The sequence below is a fragment of the Kitasatospora sp. NPDC051705 genome, assembly GCF_044453265.1.
In the GTDB taxonomy this organism is placed as follows: domain Bacteria; phylum Actinomycetota; class Actinomycetes; order Streptomycetales; family Streptomycetaceae; genus Kitasatospora.
In genome coordinates, this window is the sequence record NZ_JBITCO010000024.1 from 61518 (window position 1) to 79549 (window position 18032).

At 75.2% G+C, this 18032-nt stretch carries 16 protein-coding genes; 14 read left to right on the plus strand and 2 right to left on the minus strand.

Going from position 1 to position 18032, the window contains the following annotated elements:
- The first annotated feature begins 91 nt into the window (after positions 1-91).
- A complete protein-coding gene (locus ACIA8Q_RS25960; protein WP_360211771.1) occupies positions 92-520 on the plus strand; it encodes a hypothetical protein in 429 nt (142 codons plus the stop codon).
- 55 nt (positions 521-575) lie between these two features.
- On the opposite strand, the gene ACIA8Q_RS25965 is transcribed toward ACIA8Q_RS25960, so the two are convergent.
- Positions 576-1478, minus strand: coding sequence for a HipA family kinase (locus ACIA8Q_RS25965; protein WP_396317749.1), 903 nt, complete (start codon positions 1476-1478; stop codon positions 576-578).
- A gap of 129 nt (positions 1479-1607) precedes the next feature.
- On the opposite strand from ACIA8Q_RS25965, the gene ACIA8Q_RS25970 reads away from it, so the two are divergent.
- From ACIA8Q_RS25970 to ACIA8Q_RS26010, 9 genes are all read left to right on the plus strand, one after another.
- Positions 1608-2048, plus strand: coding sequence for an SRPBCC family protein (locus tag ACIA8Q_RS25970; RefSeq protein ID WP_360211777.1), 441 nt, complete (start codon positions 1608-1610; stop codon positions 2046-2048).
- A 161-nt stretch (positions 2049-2209) separates the two neighbouring features.
- On the plus strand, positions 2210-3364 hold the full coding sequence (locus ACIA8Q_RS25975; RefSeq protein WP_396317750.1) for a glycosyltransferase: 1155 nt from the start codon (positions 2210-2212) through the stop codon (positions 3362-3364).
- Between the two features lie 371 nt (positions 3365-3735).
- Positions 3736-5259, plus strand: coding sequence for an exopolysaccharide biosynthesis polyprenyl glycosylphosphotransferase (locus tag ACIA8Q_RS25980; protein ID WP_360211783.1), 1524 nt, complete (start codon positions 3736-3738; stop codon positions 5257-5259).
- Between the two features lie 5 nt (positions 5260-5264).
- Complete coding sequence (locus tag ACIA8Q_RS25985; RefSeq protein ID WP_360211786.1) at positions 5265-6614, plus strand: O-antigen ligase family protein; 1350 nt, start codon at positions 5265-5267, stop codon at positions 6612-6614.
- Positions 6611-8335: a lipid II flippase MurJ gene (locus tag ACIA8Q_RS25990; protein ID WP_396317751.1), complete on the plus strand. Its 1725-nt coding sequence runs from the start codon at positions 6611-6613 to the stop codon at positions 8333-8335. Before ACIA8Q_RS25985 ends, ACIA8Q_RS25990 begins: the two co-directional genes overlap by 4 nt.
- Before the next feature lie 178 nt (positions 8336-8513).
- Entirely contained in the window at positions 8514-8822 is a 309-nt protein-coding gene (locus ACIA8Q_RS25995) for a polysaccharide deacetylase family protein (protein ID WP_396317752.1), read from the plus strand.
- Positions 8819-9934, plus strand: a complete 1116-nt coding sequence (locus ACIA8Q_RS26000) for a glycosyltransferase (protein WP_360211794.1) — start codon at positions 8819-8821, stop codon at positions 9932-9934. Before ACIA8Q_RS25995 ends, ACIA8Q_RS26000 begins: the two co-directional genes overlap by 4 nt.
- 46 nt (positions 9935-9980) lie before the next feature.
- Positions 9981-10805 (plus strand): Wzz/FepE/Etk N-terminal domain-containing protein, encoded by an 825-nt coding sequence (locus tag ACIA8Q_RS26005; RefSeq protein WP_360211797.1) that lies wholly within the window; start codon positions 9981-9983, stop codon positions 10803-10805.
- A complete protein-coding gene (locus ACIA8Q_RS26010) occupies positions 10802-11962 on the plus strand; it encodes a GNAT family N-acetyltransferase (RefSeq protein ID WP_360211800.1) in 1161 nt (386 codons plus the stop codon). Before ACIA8Q_RS26005 ends, ACIA8Q_RS26010 begins: the two co-directional genes overlap by 4 nt.
- 19 nt (positions 11963-11981) lie before the next feature.
- On the opposite strand, the gene ACIA8Q_RS26015 is transcribed toward ACIA8Q_RS26010, so the two are convergent.
- Positions 11982-13229, minus strand: a complete 1248-nt coding sequence (locus ACIA8Q_RS26015) for a glycosyl hydrolase (protein ID WP_387901650.1) — start codon at positions 13227-13229, stop codon at positions 11982-11984.
- Positions 13230-13588: 359 nt separating this feature from the next.
- Here ACIA8Q_RS26015 and ACIA8Q_RS26020 point away from each other — a divergent pair, with 359 nt between their 5' ends.
- From ACIA8Q_RS26020 to ACIA8Q_RS26035, 4 genes are all read left to right on the plus strand, one after another.
- Positions 13589-14611 (plus strand): hypothetical protein, encoded by a 1023-nt coding sequence (locus tag ACIA8Q_RS26020; RefSeq protein ID WP_360211806.1) that lies wholly within the window; start codon positions 13589-13591, stop codon positions 14609-14611.
- Between the two features lie 205 nt (positions 14612-14816).
- Positions 14817-16415: a ribosomal protection-like ABC-F family protein gene (gene abc-f / locus ACIA8Q_RS26025; protein ID WP_360211809.1), complete on the plus strand. Its 1599-nt coding sequence runs from the start codon at positions 14817-14819 to the stop codon at positions 16413-16415.
- Between the two features lie 327 nt (positions 16416-16742).
- Positions 16743-16976, plus strand: coding sequence for a helix-turn-helix domain-containing protein (locus tag ACIA8Q_RS26030; protein ID WP_030059940.1), 234 nt, complete (start codon positions 16743-16745; stop codon positions 16974-16976).
- 243 nt (positions 16977-17219) lie between these two features.
- Positions 17220-18026: an enoyl-CoA hydratase/isomerase family protein gene (locus ACIA8Q_RS26035; protein WP_360211812.1), complete on the plus strand. Its 807-nt coding sequence runs from the start codon at positions 17220-17222 to the stop codon at positions 18024-18026.
- Positions 18027-18032: the final 6 nt, after the last annotated feature.

An 18032-nucleotide genomic window follows, 5' to 3' on the forward strand; every position in this document is an offset into this window, starting at 1 on the left:
ACACTGAGCCGGGGAGCGGGACCACTTGGTCCCGCTCCCCGGTCGTTTCTGAGTAGTCGTACTCAGGCCGCCGGGTGACCGGCTCGCCAGGATGGACCCGTACCCCACGGAGTCCTCCCAGGAGTTGAGCAGCATGGCGCAGACCTTCCCCGGCTGGCAGGCCCCGCCGGTCCGCCCGTCCGCCCCCGCGGGCCGCGGCCGGCGCTGGCCGTGGCTCGTCCTGGGTTTCGTCGAACTGGCCGCCGCCGGGCCGATGCTGGTGGCGTTCGCGATGACCGGGCTGGTGGCCGGGGTGATGGGCCTGGCGGCCGGCGGCACCGCGAACGCGGCCGTCGGACTGGTGCTGATGCTGGCCGCGGGACCGGTGGCCGGGCTGGCCGCGGCGGCGGTCGCGATCGCGCTGTTCGCCCCGGCGGTGAGCAGGTTCAGCCGCTCGGTGGTGTTCGCCGTCCTGATGGGCGGACTGCTGGCCGGCACCGCGGTCGAGTACGTCGGCTGGGTCGCCCCAGCCCTCGGCTGAGCACCCGCGGGCTCGAGGAGGCCCGTCCGGGGACGGAGACGGCCGCGGGGACGGGCTACGGCTCCTGGTCGACGTGCGGGTCCCAGACCGTCGCCACCGACGGTTTGCCGTGCAGGTCGGGGACCTCCTGCAGCCAGGCGGGCCGGCCGGCGCGGGTCCGGGCCTCCCGCCGCCGCTCGGCCTCGCGCAGCTGCTCGGGGGTGGCGAAACCCTCCGGCAGCCACTGCCCGGAGAGCGTCGCCCGGGCGGCCAGGTGGGTGACGTAGGCGTCCCGGACGGCGGCCACCGAGTCGAAGCCCGGCTCGTCGGCCAGCCACTCGTCCGGGACGAGGGCCAGCACCTCCTCCAGCAGCGCTGCGGTGACCAGCGGGCCGAGCTCCTCGTCGGCCAGCCGGACGTCCGGGGAGCAGCCGCCGAGGGCGTGCGCACTGAGGTCGTAGCGCTTGCCGACGGCCGCCCCGGCGGTGGCCCAGCGGTGGTGGAAGATCAGCGCGGCGCCGTTGTCGATCAGCCAGAGCCGCCCGTGCCAGACGACCAGGTTGGGGTTGTGCACGGTGCGGTCCACGTTGCCGGTGAGCGCGTCCAGCCAGACCACCCGTCCGGCCTCGGCGGAGCCCACCGGGATCATCCCGGGCCGGTAGTCCCGGGCGCCGGGCAGCAGGTCCATCCCGAGGTTGAGGCCGCCGCTGGCCCGCAGCATGTCCTGGATCTCGGTGTCCGGTTCGTCCGCGGCGACGGCCGGGTCGAAGTCCACCAGCCGCAGCTCGGGGACGCGCAGGCCGAGGCGCCGGGCCAGTTCGCCGACGATCACCTCGGCGACCAGCGCCTTGCGGCCCTGGGCGGCGCCGGTGAACTTGACCACGTAGGTCCCCAGGTCGTCGGTCTCCACGACGCCGGGGACGGAGCCGCCGGCCCTCAGCGGGTCCACGTAGCGCACTGCTGTCACCAGATCGAGCACACCGGCCACCCTATCCCGCCCGGCCGGCGGGCGGCCGGGCCGGTGCGAGCCCCGGAGGGCCGCGCCCGCGGCGCTGTGATTGGCTTGCCGCTGAGACCGGAGACCCACCAGACAGAGGAGAGCACGTCCATGGGACAGGTGCAGGCCACCACGGCGCGGGACTACGACGCCGCCCCCGAGCGGGTGTACGAGGCGCTGGCCGACTACCAGGTGACCCGCCCGAAGCTGCTGCCCGCGCAGTACAGCGAGTACGAGGTGCGGGTCGGCGGCACCGGTGCCGGCACCCAGGTGCACTGGAAGCTCCAGGCCACCGAGAAGCGTGTGCGGGACTGCCTGTTCACCGTCTCGGCGCCGGCGCCCGACCAGCTGGTGGAGAAGGACGCCAACTCCACCATGGTGATCACCTGGACCGTCTCGGCGGTCGGCGAGGGCCGGTCGAAGGTCACCGTCTCCGCCACCTGGCAGGGTGCGACCGGCATCGGCGGCTTCTTCGAGCGGACCTTCGCCCCGAAGGGCCTGAACCGGATCCACGACCAGGTGCTGGCCAACCTGGCCGCCGAGGTCCGCTGACGGATCCCCCCCCGGAGCCACCCCCCGGGCAATTCGCCCGGGGTTTCGAGTGGTTCGTCCGCCCGTACGAGCGGAAAGCCGTACGGGTGGACGGCCCGCCACCTCCGGGTGACGAGGGCCGCCCGGCGCGCTGGAGCCACCCTAGGCTCGCCGCCGTGCATATGACGATCCTTCACATTTCGCAGCCGGTCGACGGCGGCGTCGCCCGCGTCGTCGTCGATCTGGTCCGGGGACAACGGGAGGCGGGCCACCGGGTCCTGGTGGCCTGCCCGCGGGGCGGCCGGCTGGCCGAGGAGGCCGCCGCGGTGGGCGCGCTCGTCCGGGACTGGCCGGCGGAGCGCTCACCGGGGCCGGGCTCCGCCGCGGAGGTCTGGCGGCTGCGCCGGATCGTCCGGTCCGCGGCGCCCGACGTGGTCCACCTGCACAGCGCCAAAGCCGGTCTGGCCGGACGGCTGGCGGTGCGCGGCACGGTGCCCACGGTCTTCCAGCCGCACGCCTGGTCCTTCGCCGCCGTCGACGGTCCGATGGCCACCGCGACCCTCAACTGGGAGCGATTCGCCAGCCGTTGGGCGCACCGGCTGCTCTGTGTCAGTGTCCAGGAGCGCGCCGACGGCGTCGCCGCGGGCGTGAGCGCGGACTGGGCGGTGGTGCCCAACGGCGTCGACGTCCGCCACTACGCGCCCGCCGACCGCCGGGCCGCGCGGATCGCGCTCGGCCTGGACCTGGACGCCCCGCTCGCGGTCTGCGTGGGCCGGCTGTGCCGGCAGAAGGGCCAGGACGTGCTGCTGGCGGCGTGGCCGCAGGTGCTGCACGCGGTGCCGCAGGCCCGGTTGGCGCTGGTCGGCGGGGGCCCGGAGGAGCAGCGGGTGGCGGAGCTGGTCCGGGAGTCGGCGGAGCCGTCCCGGGTCCGGCTGGTCGGGGACGTGCCGGACCCGCGGCCGTGGCTGGCGGCGGCGGACCTGGTGGTGCTGCCCTCGCGCTGGGAGGGCATGGCGCTGGCCCCGTTGGAGGCGATGGCCGCCGCCCGTCCGGTGCTGCTGACGGAGGTGCCGGGGGCCCGGGAGTGCCTGCCGCAGGCCGAGCGGGCGCAGGCGGTGGTGCCGCCGGAGGACGTGACCGCGCTCGCCACCCGAATGGCCGAAGCGTTGTCCGATCCGATCGAGTGCGAGCGGCGCGGTGCCCGACTGCGTGACCACGTGGTGGCCCGTCACGACGTCCGCACGGTGGTCGAACAGGTGGACGTCCTCTACCGCCATCTACTGGGTGCCGGCCCGGCCGCGGGGCGCCGCCGCACCCGTGTCCCAGAGCCGATCTGATCGTTTCACATGCCGTGAATGCCCGCCGTTCCGGGGCCGGCGTATTCGCACCCTCAACCGGATAAGGGTGAGGCGTCAATCCGAAATACCTATTAATGGGCGGCTGGAATGAAACGGCAAGTCACCTTCCGGCCTGCAAGTCCCGGTTCGGTATTGTCGGATTTCGCCTGCTTCATTTCGACTTCACGCCGGGAATTCGCGAGTGAGCACGTCGCGACCGGGCCCGCCGGGCCCCGCGCGCGAGAGCCGAAGGCCGCCGGCGGCAGCAGGTGCTGTCAGGACCGCGCCCACCGGCCCGGGACGACCGCTCCGCGCCATCCGGTGCCGGGGCACCGCCGCCCCGGGCACACAGCAGGGGAGTTCGTGCGCTGATGACCATTGACCACGACAGCGTGCCGCGGTCCGACCAGTCCCTCTCCGGCCCGTGGCGGCCCGGCACCGGGCTGCTCGACCGCCCGGCCGGATCGGCCCGGACCGGTACGGTGCCGACGCCCCGCCGGCACCGCAGGGCCGTCCGCTCCCGGCTCGCCCTGCCGCTCGCACTGGTCCAGGTCGACGCGATCGCGCTCTGCACCGCCACCGGCCTCGCCAACCGGGCCATCGACCCCGCCGTCCCGCTCGCACCGCTGCTCGGCGTCGCCGCCGTCCTCCCGCTGCTGCTCGCCCTCAACCTCGCCGGCGGCCTCTACCGGACCCGGCTCACCCTCTCCGTCCTGGACGAACTGCCCGCACTGGCCGTGCGCGCCGTCGTCGCCACCGCCTTCGCCGTCACCCTGGCCGGCTGCCTGGACGGCCGCTGGCCCGACTGCGGCCCCGCCACCCCGGCCCGTCTCACCGTCCTGCTCGGCGCCCAGCTGCTGATCGCCGCCCTCGGCCGCGGCGTGCTCTACCACCTGGTCCGGCGGATCCGCCGCAGTCGCCCCAGCCCCGTCCTGGTGCTCGGCGCCGGCCGGCTCGGCCGCCGGGTCGCCGCCGCCCTCAGCGAGCGGGGCGAGTACGGGATGCGCCCGGTCGGCTTCCTCGACGCCGACCCGCCGCTGCTCGCCACCGACACCGACCTGCCCGTCCTCGGCGGCCGCGAGGTGCTGGAGCGCGAGGTCCGCCGGCACCGGGTCCACCACGTCGTCGCCACCGCGGGCGCCGCCGACGAGGGCGAGACCGCCGCCGCCCTGCGCGACGCCGCCCGGCTCGGCTGCCAGGTCTGGCTGGTGCCGGCGCTGCGCGAGTTCGGCGCGCTGCCCACCTCCCGGCTCCCCGGCGCCGACCACCTCTGGGGCTTCCCCTGCCTGCGGGTCGACCGCCCGGCGATGCGCCGGCCCGGGTGGGCCGCCAAGCGCGCCCTGGACGTCACCGCCGCCGGGCTCGGCCTGCTGCTGCTCGCCCCCGTCCTGGCGCTCTGCGCCCTCGCCGTCCGCTTCGACACCGGCCCCGGCGTGCTCTTCCGCCAGCAGCGCACCGGGCTGGACGGCCGGATCTTCACCGTCCTCAAGTTCCGCACCCTGCGCCCCAGCAACGAGCACGAGTCGGCGACCCGCTGGAACATCTCCCAGGACCACCGGATGGGCGCCGTCGGCCGCCTGCTGCGCCGCAGCTCGCTGGACGAGCTGCCGCAGCTGTGGAACGTCCTGCGCGGCGACATGAGCCTGGTCGGCCCGCGGCCCGAGCGCCCCTACTTCGTCATGCGGTTCAGCCAGGCCTACCCCGAGTACGCCGACCGCCACCGCGTCCCGGTCGGCCTCACCGGCCTCGCCCAGGTCAACGGCCTGCGCGGGGACACCTCCATCGAGGACCGGGCCCGGTTCGACAACCGCTACATCGAGAGCTGGAGCTTCTGGCAGGACGTCAAGATCCTGTGCCGCACCGCGGTCCTGATGCTCCACCCGGACGGGAGCTGACCCGCGTGGCCCTGACCCTCCCCGCCGACCCCGCTCCGAACTCCCCGGGCACCCCGCGGGCGGACGGGCGCGCGGCGGCGGCCTTACGCAGGTCCCTCGCCGCCGCCGCGGACCGCCCCAGCCTGCTCGCCGCGGCCACCGTGCTGCTGGTCTGCGTGCCCACCGGCGAGAAGGACGTCACCGCCGCCGTCCACGTCACCGCCGCCGACATCGCCTCGCTGGCGCTGGTCGCCCTCACCGCGGTCAACCTGCTGCGCGGCCGGCTGCCCGCGCTCAGCCGCGCGAGCTGCGTGCTGTTCGGCGGGATCGTCGTCGCGGCCGCCGTCGCCACCGTGGGCTCGATCGACCCGGCGACGAGCCTCACCGGCTTCGTCCGGCTCACCCAGATCTTCGTCCTGGTGCCCGCCGGGGTGCTCTGCTCGCTGCGCGACCGCGCCGACCAGCGGCTGGTCCTCGGCTCCTTCGTGCTCGCCGCGCTGATCCAGGGCGTGGTCGGCGCCCACCAGTACCTCACCCGCACCGGCGCCTCCTACACCGGCCAGCCGATCCGGGCCGTCGGCACCTTCGGCGCGCTGGACATCATGGCGATGTCCACGGTCGTCAGCTACGGGCTGCTCGCGGCCCTGGCGCTCGGCCTGGCCGAACGGGGGGAGCGCGGCAACGCCCGGCTGCGCCGCGCGATGTTCGCCGCCGCCGCCTTCCTGACCTTCCCGCTGGCCGTCTCGTTCAGCCGCGGCAGCTGGATCGCCACCGGCGCCGCCGCCACCGTGCTGCTGCTGCGCGCAGACGCCCGGCTCGCCGTGCGCGGAGCCGTCCTCGGCACGGCCGCCGGGATCGTCCTGGTCGGCGGCCTCGGCCTGGGCGCCTCCGGCGTCACCGAGCGGCTCAGCTCGATCGGCTCGGTCTCCGCCGCCCCCGACCAGTCCGTCTCCGACCGCTACGACCTGTGGGCCACCGCCGGGCGGATCTGGCAGGACCACCCCGTCCACGGCGCCGGCCCGAAGGCCTTCCAGCAGCTGCGCGACAGCCACGCCCCGCTGCGGCTCTCCTCCGGCAGCGACGCCGCCGACGCCACCATCGGGTTCCAGCGCGAACCGCTGCTCTCCCCGCACAACATGTACTTCCTGGTGCTCAGCGAGCAGGGCCTGATCGGGATCGTCGCTTACACCGCGCTCTTCCTCGGCCTGCTCCTCGGCTGCCTGCGCCACTCGCGCGGCCCGGCCCTGGCCGCGCTGGCCCTGCTCACCTGGGTCCTGGTCGACTTCCTGTACGCCGACATCGGCGGCACCACCACGGTGCTGACCTCCGTCGTCCTCGGCCTCGCGGCCCGCGCCTGCGTGCAGGAGACGGCGTGACCACGGACCAGCCCGTGCCGACCCTCGCCGCACTCCCCGCCCCCCGCAGCGCCCCCGCCGACGACCGGATGCCCGGGCCCGCCGCCGGCCCCCGGCGCGGCTTCCTGGCCAAGGCCTTCGGCGTCACCGCCGTCCTCAGCGCCGCCGGCTCCGGCCTCGGCCTGCTCCGCGACCTCCTGCTCGCCCGCTACTTCGGAGCCGACCAGGGCACCGACGCCTTCCTCGTCGCCTGGACCGTCCCGGAGACCGCCGCGCCGCTGCTGATCGAGGACGCCATGTCCTTCCTCATGGTGCCCGCCTTCGCCCTCGCCCTGGTGCTGCGCGAGGAGCACCCGGACGCCCCCGACCCGGTCCGCCAGCTCGTCCGCGCCACCCTGCCCCGGCTGCTGCTCGCCCTCAGCGGGCTCGCCGTGGCCGTCGCGCTCGGCGCCCCGCAGCTGGTCGACCTGCTCGCCCCGGGCCTGGCCGACCCCGGCCTGGCCGTCGCCTGCACCCGGATCACCGCGATCACCGTGCTGCCCTTCGGGGTGGCCGGCTACCTCGGCGCCGCGCTGCGCGCCCACCACCGCTTCACCGCACCGGCCGGCATCTACGTCGCCTACAACCTCGGCATCCTCGCCGTGCTGCTCGGCTGCCACGCCTTCCTCGGGGTGCGCTCGGCCGCCCTCGGCGTGGCGCTCGGCAGCCTGCTGATGGCCGGTCTGCTGATCGGGCCCTTCCTGCGCCGGCTGCGCCGGGGCACGTCGGCGGCCGGGGCCCGGGGCTCCCGCCAGGCCCTGGTGCTGATGCCGCTCGCCCTGCTGCCGGTGGCCGCGTTCACCCTGACCCGCCAGGCGCAGGTCTTCGTCGAGCGCTACCTCGGCTCGACCCTGCCGCCCGGCACCATCTCGCACCTCAACTACGCCGCCAAGGTCTCCCAACTGGCCATGACCGCCGGCATCCTGATCTGCACCGTCACCTTCCCGCTGGTCGCCCGGGCGCTGGCCGCGGGGGACCTCACCGCCGCCCGCGACCGGGTCGAGAAGGACCTCGGCCAGGCCGCGGCGGTCGTCCTGCTGGGCACCGCCTTCCTGATGTCCTGCGCACCCGCGGTGGTCGCGCTGCTCTTCCAGCGCGGCGCCTTCGGCCCGCAGGACACCGCCGCCACCGCCGCGGTGATCCGCGTCTACAGCTTCGGCCTGCCCGCCCAGGCGCTCATCGGCGTGATGGTCCGCCCGTACTTCTCGCTGCGCCCGGTGGTCCGGCGGGCCGACGACCCGGGGACCGAGGACGGCGGCCGCCGGCTGCTGGACTGGTACCCGGTCGCCGCGATGCTGCTCGGACTCGGCGTCACCGTCGCGGTCGGCCTGCTCGCCACCCCCCGCTTCGGCGCCCCCGGGCTCGCGGCCGGCAACGCGGCGGGCATCACCGTCGCCGCCGCGCTGCTGCTGCGCGGCCTGGTGCTGCGCGGCATCCCGCTGCGGCTGCGCAGGGTGCTCGGCGGCCACGGCCGGCTGGCCGCCGCCGCCGCGGGGGCCGCCGCCCTCGGCGCGGCCGCCTCCGGGCTGGTCGCCGATCCGCTGCTCTCGACACTCCTCGGGGGCCTGACCGTGGCGCTGGCCTTCGCCGCTCTCGGCACCGGCCTCGGTGCGCACGAGGTGCGCGGCCCGGTCCTCGCCGCCGCCCGGGTCCTGAACCCGGCAACCGTCGCCGATGAAGGGAAGCCCCCCCATGGACAATGAACGGGGAACCGTCCGTTCGGCCCGGGCGGGCGTGCACCGCCGGGCCGCACCGGCCGTGGCCGGACCCTGCGGCGACCTCCGCTCCGCCGGCCCGGCGCGGTCGGAGCCGGGGCCGCCGCGCAGCCGCCGCCCGGCTGGCGAACCGCCCGGGCCGCGCCCCGCCTGGCCGTGGATCCCGATGTACCACTCGGTGCAGGCCCGGGAGAGCCGGCGCCTCCTGGAGGAGGTCGTCGGCGGCCCGGTCACCGGCTTCTGCTACCCGTACGGCGCCGTCGACCCGCCCGCCGCCCGGGCCGTCCACGAGGCCGGCTACGACCACGCCTGCGCGATCGCGCACTCGCCGCTCACCGGCCGTCTCGCACTGCCCCGCAGCTACGTCGGGGACCGCGACGGCGCCTGGCGGCTGCGGGCCAAGGAGGTCCGGCACCGGCTGCGCGGCACCGTCACCGAGCTGCGCCGGACCACCGCCCGGAGGGCGGCCGGGTGAGGGTCCTGCACATCGTCACCGGGCTCGCCTCCGGTGGCGCCGAGCGCCAGATCCAGCTGCTGATCCGGCACCTGCCGGCGCACCAGCAGTGCGAGGTGGTCGCCCTGACCAACCCCGGGACGGTCGCCACCGCGCTGCGCGCCGACGGCGTGACCGTCCACCACCTCGGCATGCGTGGCAACCGGGACCTGAGCGCGCTGCCCCGGCTCGTCCGGCTGGTCCGCTCCGGCCGCTACGACCTGGTGCACACCCACCTGTACCGGGCGCAGCTGTACGGTCGGCTGGCGGCCCGGCTCGCCGGGGTCCGCGCGGTGGTCTCCACCGAGCACTCGCTGCACGCCGGGGTGATCGAGGGCCGCACCGTCACCCGGGGCGTGAAGGGCCTCTACCTGGCAGCGGAGCGGCTCGGCAGCACCACCGTCGCGGTCTCCCGCCAGGTCGCCCAGACGCTGCACTCCTGGGGCGTGCCGCCCGGCCGGGTCGAGCTGATCCCCAACGGCATCGACACCGCGCGGTTCCGCCGCCCGGCCGCCGACCGGGCCGCCGTCCGCCGCCGGCTGCGGGCCGAACTCGGCCTGCCGGAGCAGAGCTGGGTGATCGGCGGGGTGGGCCGGCTGGTCCCGGGCAAGCGCTTCGAGGTGCTGGTGGACGCGCTCGCCGAACTGGACCCGGCCAGCCGACTGGTACTGGTCGGGGCAGGCCCGGAACGCGCCGCGCTGGAGCGCCGGGCCGTCGACCTCGGCGTCCGGGAACGGCTGGTGCTCACCGGTGAGCGCGAGGACGTCCCCGACCTGCTCGCCGCCCTGGACGTCCTGGCCGCCCCCTCCACCGCGGAGACCTTCGGGCTCGGCGTGCTGGAGGGCCTCGCGGCCGGACTGCCGGTGCGGCACAGCGCCTGCCCGGCCCTCGACGAACTGCCGCCGAGCGCCGCCCCGCAGGCCCGCCGGATCCCGTCCGAGGCCGCCGCCTACGCCGCGGCGCTGCGCGACCTGCGGCACCTGAACGACCACACCGCGGACCCGCTGCCGCACCCCCCGGCGGTCGGCCACTACGACATCGCCCGGGTCGCCGCCGACCTGAGCGCCCTGTACGACCGGCTGGCCCGCGCCTGACCGCCCGCCGCCGGAACCGCCGTCACATTCCCAAGGAGTCACACCCATGACCACACCGCGCCGAAGCGCCCGCCACCTGGTCCGCCGCTGGTGGCCGGTGGCGCTCGCGGTGCCGCTGGGCGCCGCGGCCGGAGCCGGGTACGCCGTCGTCTCGCACCCCTCCTACGCGGCCAGCGCCTACGTCCTCGTGGTGCCGGAGAGCCCGGGGGAGGCCGCCACCGCGACCAACTTCGCCCAGGCGTACGGACGGCTGGCGGGCCAGCCGCAGGTGCTCGCCGTGGCGGCCGCCGAGACCGGCCACACCCGCTCCGAGCTGGAGTCCCTGGTGCACGGGACGACCTCCCCGGACGCCCCGATGATCGAGATCACCGGGACCGGGACCCGGCCGCAGGAGGCCTCCCGGACCGCCGACGCGGTGGCCCGCTCGCTGGTCTCCTTCGCCAACACGAGCAGCCGGGACACCAACGTCCGGCTGGTCACGCTGGCGCCGGCCGCCGAGCCGGACAAGCCGACCACCCCGTCCGGGCGCCTGGACGTCGCGGTCGGCGGAGCGGCCGGCCTGCTGATCGGCGCGCTGGTGATGATGACCCGCCGCCGCGGCGGGGCGGACGCCGAGCCGCCGGCCCCGCCGGCCCCGGAGGCCCCGGCGACGCCGGCCGCCCCGGCCGACCGCTCGACCACCCCCCGGCCGCGGACCGAGGAGCCGGCGGCCGCCGGCGCCGCAGCGTCGGAGGAGACGGGGCAGAAGGCCGCGCAGAAGTCCGGAGGGAAGTCTGCGGAGAAAACCCCCGCGGAGGCCCCCGCGAAGGCCGCCGCGACGGTCGCGGAGCCCCCGGCCAAGGCGAAGAGCGCCGCCGGGAGCCCGCGATGAGCACCGAGACCCGGCGGGCCGGCCTGCCGCACCGGGCACCGGCGCCGGTGTGGACCACCGAGCTGCGCCGCGAGGACGACGCCCTGGACTCCCTCGCCGAGGAGTGGGACGACCTGGCCGCCCGCTGCCGGACGGCCACCTTCTTCCAGGCCGTCGACTGGCAGCGCTCCTGGTGGCGCCACTACGGCAGCCCCGGCGGCCTGCGGGTGGTGCTGGTCCGCCGGGACGGCCGGCTGGTCGGCGCCGGCGCCTTCATGCGCCGCGGCGGCCCGCTCGGCGGCCTGACCGGCCTGGGCGCCGGGCTGGCCGACTACACCGACGTGCTGCTCGACGACGACTGCGCCGACCGGGCCGCCGCCGAGTTCGCCGCCGCCCTCCCGCTCACCCGCCCGTGGCACTGCCTGGAGCTGCGCGAGGTGCACCCCGAGGCCGCGGTGCAGCGGGTGTACGAGCACTGGCGCGGCGGGCGCCGCCGCTACCAGGACTCGCTCTGCCAGTACCTGCCGGCCGTCCCGATGGAGCGGCTGCTCAAGCGGGTGCCCGGGAAGACGGCGCAGCGCAGCCGGGTCAAGCTGCGCAAGATCGCCGAGGCCGGGGTGGAGGTCTCCTCGACGCCGCCCGCCGAGGTGCCGGAGGCACTGCGCCACCTGCTGCGGCTGCACTTCCAGCAGTGGCAGGAACGGGGCGTCACGCCGGAGCACCGCACCGAGCGGTTCGCCCGGCACCTGACCGAGTCCACCACCGGGCTGGTCGCCACCGGCCGGGCGGCCGTCCACCAGTTCCGGCTGGACGGCGAGCTGGTCGCGGTGAACCTGCTGCTGCTCTGCCCGTCCTTCGGCGGCCTCTACCTGTACGGCGCGCACCCGCTGCTGCGCGAGCGGCTGGACATCGCCGGGCTGCTGTTCGGCGCGGCGCTGGACGAGACGGTCGGCGCGGGCATTCCGGTGCTCGGCCTGCTGCGCGGCCAGGAGCCCTACAAGCAGCGCTGGCGGCCGGACCGACTGCCCAACCAGCGGCTGCTGTTCGGCCCGCCCGGGCCGGCCCCGGCCGCCGCCGCCCGGGCCGGCGCGGTGCGCGCCCGGCAGACGGCGGCGGAGGTGCTGAGCACCCGCTTCCCCCGGCTCAAGGAGACCCTGCTGGCCCGGCGCCGAGGCTGACCGGGCCCGCCCCCGGGGCTCACCGCCGCGCGGGCGTCCCGGCGGCCGACGGACGGGGCGACGGGTCGGCCGCCGGGCCGGTGGCCGCGGTGGACGGGCTCGGCGAGGGGCCCGGGCCGGTGGCCGCGGCCGGGCTCGCCGCAGGGCTCGTGGCCGCGGTCGGCGTCCCCGGCTGGGCGGGCCGGTTCGGCGGGGTGGGGGCCGCGGACGCCGTCGGCACCACCGCCGGCGCCCCCTTCGAGCCGGACATCAGCCGCTTGAACCGGTCGGCCGAGCGCGGGTTGCGGTCGCACTGGAAGAAGCCGTGCGGGCAGTAGTCGGTGATGGTCTGGTAGGCCGTGTCGTGGGTGCGCATCCACTCGACCATCCGCTGCACGAACTCCGGGTTGTCGCCGTTGCGGAACAGCCCCCACTCCGGGTACGAGACCGGCTTCCCGCGCCTGGCGGCGAACTCCACCTGGTCCTGCAGCCCGTACGGCTCGCGCACGTACTCGTCGAAGGTGCCCCCGGCGGGCTGGTCGTAGCTGTCCATGCCGATGATGTCGACCACGTCGTCGCCGGGGTAGCACTTGGTCCACGGGATGGCGTCCAGGCCCCGGTTCGGGGTGAAGTCGAAGCGGAACCGCTGCCCGGGCACCGAGCGCATCACGCCGACGATCCGCCGCCAGTAGGCCTTCCAGGCGCTCGGGTCGGGCTTGCAGCGGTGGGTGTAGGTGACACCGTTCATCTCCCAGCCGAGGGTGAGCACGGTGTCCGCGCCGCCGAGGGCGACCAGCCTGCGGGCGAGCCGCAGGAAGTGCCGGTCGAAGTCCCCCCGCGCCCCTTGGGCGAGCAGCTTCGCGACCTCGCCGTCCGGCACGTTCGCCTCGTTGGGCACCAGCATCGGGACGCCGAGGACGAGCGTCCTGGACGGGTCGGCCAGCCGCCACTGCGACCACATGCCGAGCACCACCGGCTCGCCCTCGACGTCGGCCCAGCTGTTGCCCGCCAGATAGGTGTGGCCGACCTGGAGGTTGGCGTCGCCCAGCCACTGCGCGTACCGCCCGATCTGCGGGATGTAGCTGTCCCAGGAGCCGACGAAGGCACCGAACGGGGGCTCGTGCCGGGGCCGTTGCACGGCCGGGCGGGGCGCGGCGCCGCGCGGCTCGAAGGCGTCCGAGGAGAGGGAGTGCCGCTCGGTCTGGCTGAGCGGGGTCCCGGTCGGGACACTGGCGGTGGCCAGCAGCAGCAGCGCGGCGGCGGCCAGCGTCAGGCGGCCGATTCGCATGGTCTCTCCTCCGGGCGTCGCGGGGCGGGGGCGCGGTGGACGGACCGTGGCGCCCCGCTCGCCGACAGTAGGCCCGGCGGGCGTCGGAAAAGCCGAATGTCACCCTAAAGTGGGCGCCATTCGAACGCCGTCTGCCGCAGCGGCCACCCGGGTGCACCGCGTGTATCAGCTCTGTAACGGTCGATCCGACCCTCCGGGCCTGACTCCGGAGCGGTCGGCGACCCGGCCGCGCCCCCGACGGCGCAGGTCGGCGGGCGGGTGCGCGGGGAGGGCGCGCACGCCCCTGCGCGCGGTCCGCAGTGCGGACGGCGGGCGATTCCAGGCTGACTCGCGTGCCCGGTGCCGGGTACGCTCCGGCCGTGTCCTGGAAGCCGCTGCGTGTACTGACCCCCCGCTCGATCCTGCCTGCCCTGGCGGTGATGCTGGTCCTTGCGGCCGGAGCGGCGGCCCACGCGAACAAGCCGGTGCCGTTCGGCGACCGGGTGGCGGGCCCCGGGGACGCGGAGGCCACGCCGGTGAACTCGCAGTCGCTGAGCTCGGCCGACCTCGAGCTGAAGGTGGGCCCCGGGCTGGAGGCCTTCCACCGCGCGACCGGCGAGCAGGCCTGGTCCTACCGCCGCGAGGGCGCCACCGCGTTGTACCTGTCGATGGCGGGCGACAATGCCGTCGTGGTGTGGGACGACGGGCTGATCACCTCGGTGCGCCCGGGCGACCACGAGGTCCGCTGGCACCGGGCGGTGCCCGGCCTGGCGGACTGGCTGCGCGGCGACGGCGAGCCGGGCGCGGACAAGCGGACCGACGAGCAGCGCAGACAGCTCGCCCAGGACCGCGCCGCCGCGGCGATGCACACCGTCCAGCAGGGCGGCTCCGCCTGGGTGGCGGTGGTCACCCCGAACCTGACCATGGGCCTGCGCGAGGCCGACGGCGACCTGCGCTACAACTCCAAGCCGCCCGGCAACTGCGTCTACGACCCGCTGCGCACCGTCGGCACCGAGTACGCGGTGTTGGTGCCGCGCAGCTGCACCAACAGCTCCGGGCAGGCCGTCTCCGGCGGAATCAGCGGCTACCGGCTGGACAGCACCGGCTGGCAGCTGAACACCGGCCCGGCCGCCGCCATCAAGGCGCTGGACGGCAGCCGGGTGCTGATCACCGACGGGCCGATCGTGCCGCCCCGGGTCTTCGACACCAAGGCGGCCGCCCCCGAGGCGGCCTGCGGCAGCCCGTCCGTCCCGTTCGCGGCGGTGCGCCCGCAGGGCGGCTGCGCGGACCCGGCGGCGAGCCCGTCGACGGACGTCCCGGTGCCGGACCAGCCGGCCGCCCAGCCGCCGGTGCAGGACCAGTCGTCGCAGGCGCCGCAGCCGTCCCAGCAGCCGCAGCAGTAGCACCGGCGCCGGCGGTGGAGGCGGTGCCCCGGGGCGTTCCCGCGCGGCCCGGTAGACTTGCCGCCATGGCTGACTTCTCCGGGCACTAGCAGGCGTTGCGGCGCCGCGCTCCGCGCCGTGCCGAACACCGACGAAGCCCCTTTCCCGCTGCTCGGCCCCGGGCCCCGCCCGCCGCCCGCCCACGTCCCAGGAGTAGTCCACCGCCATGATTTCCGCCAACGCCCTCGAGCTGCGCGCCGGTGCCCGGATCCTGATCGAGTCCGCGAGCTTCAAGGTCGCCGCCGGCGACCGGATCGGTCTGGTCGGGCGCAACGGCGCCGGCAAGACCACCCTCACCAAGGTGCTGGCCGGCGAGGGCCTGCCCGCCGCCGGCACGGTGATCCGCTCCGGCCAGGTCGGCTACCTCCCGCAGGACCCGCGCACCGGTGACCTGGACGTCCTCGCCAAGGACCGCATCCTCTCCGCCCGCGGCCTCGACACCGTGCTGAAGAAGATGCGCGAGAACGAGGACCGGATGGCCAACGGCAAGGGCGCCACCCGCGACACCGCGATGAAGAAGTACGCCCGGCTGGAGACCGAGTTCCTCACCAAGGGCGGGTACGCCGCCGAGGCCGAGGCCGCCACCATCGCCGCCGCGCTCGGCCTGCCGGACCGCATCCTGAACCAGCAGCTGCACACCCTCTCCGGTGGTCAGCGCCGCCGCGTCGAGCTGGCCCGGATCCTCTTCTCGGACTCGGACGTGCTGCTGCTCGACGAGCCCACCAACCACCTGGACGCCGACTCGATCGCCTGGCTGCGGGACTTCCTGAAGACCTACAAGGGCGGCTTCATCGTCATCTCGCACGACGTCGACCTCGTCGAGACGGTCGTCAACAAGGTCTTCTACCTGGACGCCAACCGCTCCGCGATCGACGTCTACAACATGGGCTGGAAGCAGTACCAGCAGCAGCGCGAGGACGACGAGAAGCGCCGCAAGCGCGAGCGGGCCAACGCCGAGAAGAAGGCCGCGACCCTCAACGCGCAGGCCGACAAGATGCGCGCCAAGGCGACCAAGACGGTGGCCGCGCAGAACATGGCCCGCCGCGCCGAGAAGCTGCTCTCCGGCCTGGAGCAGGTGCGCCAGAGCGACAAGGTCGCCAAGCTGCGCTTCCCGGACCCTGCGCCCTGCGGCAAGACCCCGCTGACCGCCGCGGACCTGTCCAAGTCCTACGGCTCGCTGGAGATCTTCGCCGGCGTGGACCTGGCGATCGACCGCGGCTCGCGGGTCGTCGTCCTGGGCCTCAACGGCGCCGGCAAGACCACCCTGCTGCGGATGCTGGCCGGGGTGGAGCAGCCGGACACCGGCGAGGTGATCCCGGGCCACGGCCTGAAGATCGGCTACTACGCCCAGGAGCACGAGACGCTGGACCCGGACCGCACGGTGCTGGAGAACATGCGCTCCTCGGCCCCGGACACCGACCTGGTCCAGATCCGCAAGATCCTCGGCTCCTTCCTGTTCTCCGGCGACGACGTGGACAAGCCGGCCGGGGTGCTCTCCGGCGGTGAGAAGACCCGTCTGGCGCTGGCCTCGCTGGTGGTCTCCAGCGCCAACGTGCTGCTGCTCGACGAGCCCACCAACAACCTCGACCCGGCCAGCCGGGAGGAGATCCTGGGCGCGCTGCGCGAGTTCTCCGGCGCGGTCGTGCTGGTCACCCACGACGAGGGCGCGGTGGACGCGCTCCAGCCGGAGCGGATCATCCTGCTGCCGGACGGGGTCGAGGACCTCTGGAGCCCGGCCTACGCCGATCTGGTCTCGCTCGCCTGACCGGCAGTAGACACGGGATCCTCTTTTCGGACCAGAAAAACTAGTCCTTACGGCGTGTCCGGGAATGAAGTAGGCCTGGATTCCGTTTAAGGACTTCTTGTCGGCCCGCCACTCGATCGTGGTCGGGCCGACACTGCTGATCAGCCCTTTCACGGCGGTCGGCGCAATCCGCCCGGGGGCGTGCACTCTGCGTGAGCGCCCTGGTGCGCTCGGATCACCACCGTAGGACGGCACATTCCCGACATCGACCTTGTCGAATGGGTGGCCAGGACGCGGTGGATGGGTGATCATGGGAATCTGACCGAGCAACGCTACGAGGAGGCACGGGTGGCCGAGACTCTGAAAAAGGGCAGCCGGGTGACCGGTGCCGCGCGTGAGAAGCTCGCGGCCGATCTCAAGAAGAAGTACGACTCCGGGGCGAGCATTCGCGCTCTCGCGGAGGAGACCGGTCGTTCGTACGGCTTCGTGCACCGGATGCTGAGCGAGTCCGGAGTGATCCTCCGGGGCCGCGGCGGTGCCACGCGGGGCAAGAACAAGGCGACTGCAGGGGCCGGTTCCTGACGGTCCGTCAGCACATGGCTGGATGACGCGGCGGCAGGGCGCCGGCCGAGGAGACGACAGCTGACCGTCAGCTGGGCGTCCGCCCTCGGGTCGAGTGGACCGGCCGCCGATCGTCATGCCCGGGGTGTCGACCGCCCCCGGGCATTTTTCGTGCCCCGATCTTTCCCTGTCGGTGGCCTGCCGCCGCGCCCCCAGGTTTGTTACTCTCCGGTAGCCAAGCCCCTCGCCACCGGAGGTCCCCGCATGACCGCCCCCGTCACCGACCCGCAGGCCCCGAGCTGGGAGCAGGACGGCGTCCGCCTGGAGATCGACGGCGAGCTCGCCGTCGTCACCCTGTGTCAGCCCAAGCGGCGCAACGCCCAGTCGCCCGCCATGTGGCGCGCCCTCGCCGCCGCCGGCCGTGACCTGCCCGGCACCGTCCGGGTCGTCCTGCTGCGAGCGGAGGGCGTCTCCTTCTCGGCCGGCCTCGACCGCGCCATGTTCACCCCCGAGGGCATCCCCGGCGAGCCCAACTTCCTCCGGCTCGCCGCCGCGCCGGACCAGGAGCTCGACGACACCATCGCCTTCTACCAGGAGGCCTTCACCTGGTGGCGCCGCCCCGACCTGATCTCCATCGCGGCCGTCCAGGGCCACGCCGTCGGCGCCGGGTTCCAGCTCGCCCTCGGCTGTGACCTGCGGGTCGTCGCCGACGACGCCCAGTTCGCGATGAAGGAGACCTCGCTCGGGCTCGTCCCCGACCTGGCCGGCACCAAGCCGCTCACCGAGCTCGTCGGCTACGCCCGGGCGCTGGAGATCTGTGCCACCGGCCGCTGGGTCGGCGCCGAGGAGGCCGCCGCGATCGGGCTGGCCAACCTGGCCGTGCCCGGCGCCGAGCTGGACGCCGCCGCCCGCGACCTCGCCGCCGCGCTGCTGGCCGCACCGCGCAACGCCGTCACCGAGACCAAGGCCCTGCTCCAGGGCGCCTCCGGGCGGAGTTTCGAGGAGCAGCGCGCCGCCGAGCGGGCGGCGCAGGCCCGCCGACTGCGCGACCTCGCCGGGATCGGCGACTGACCTTCG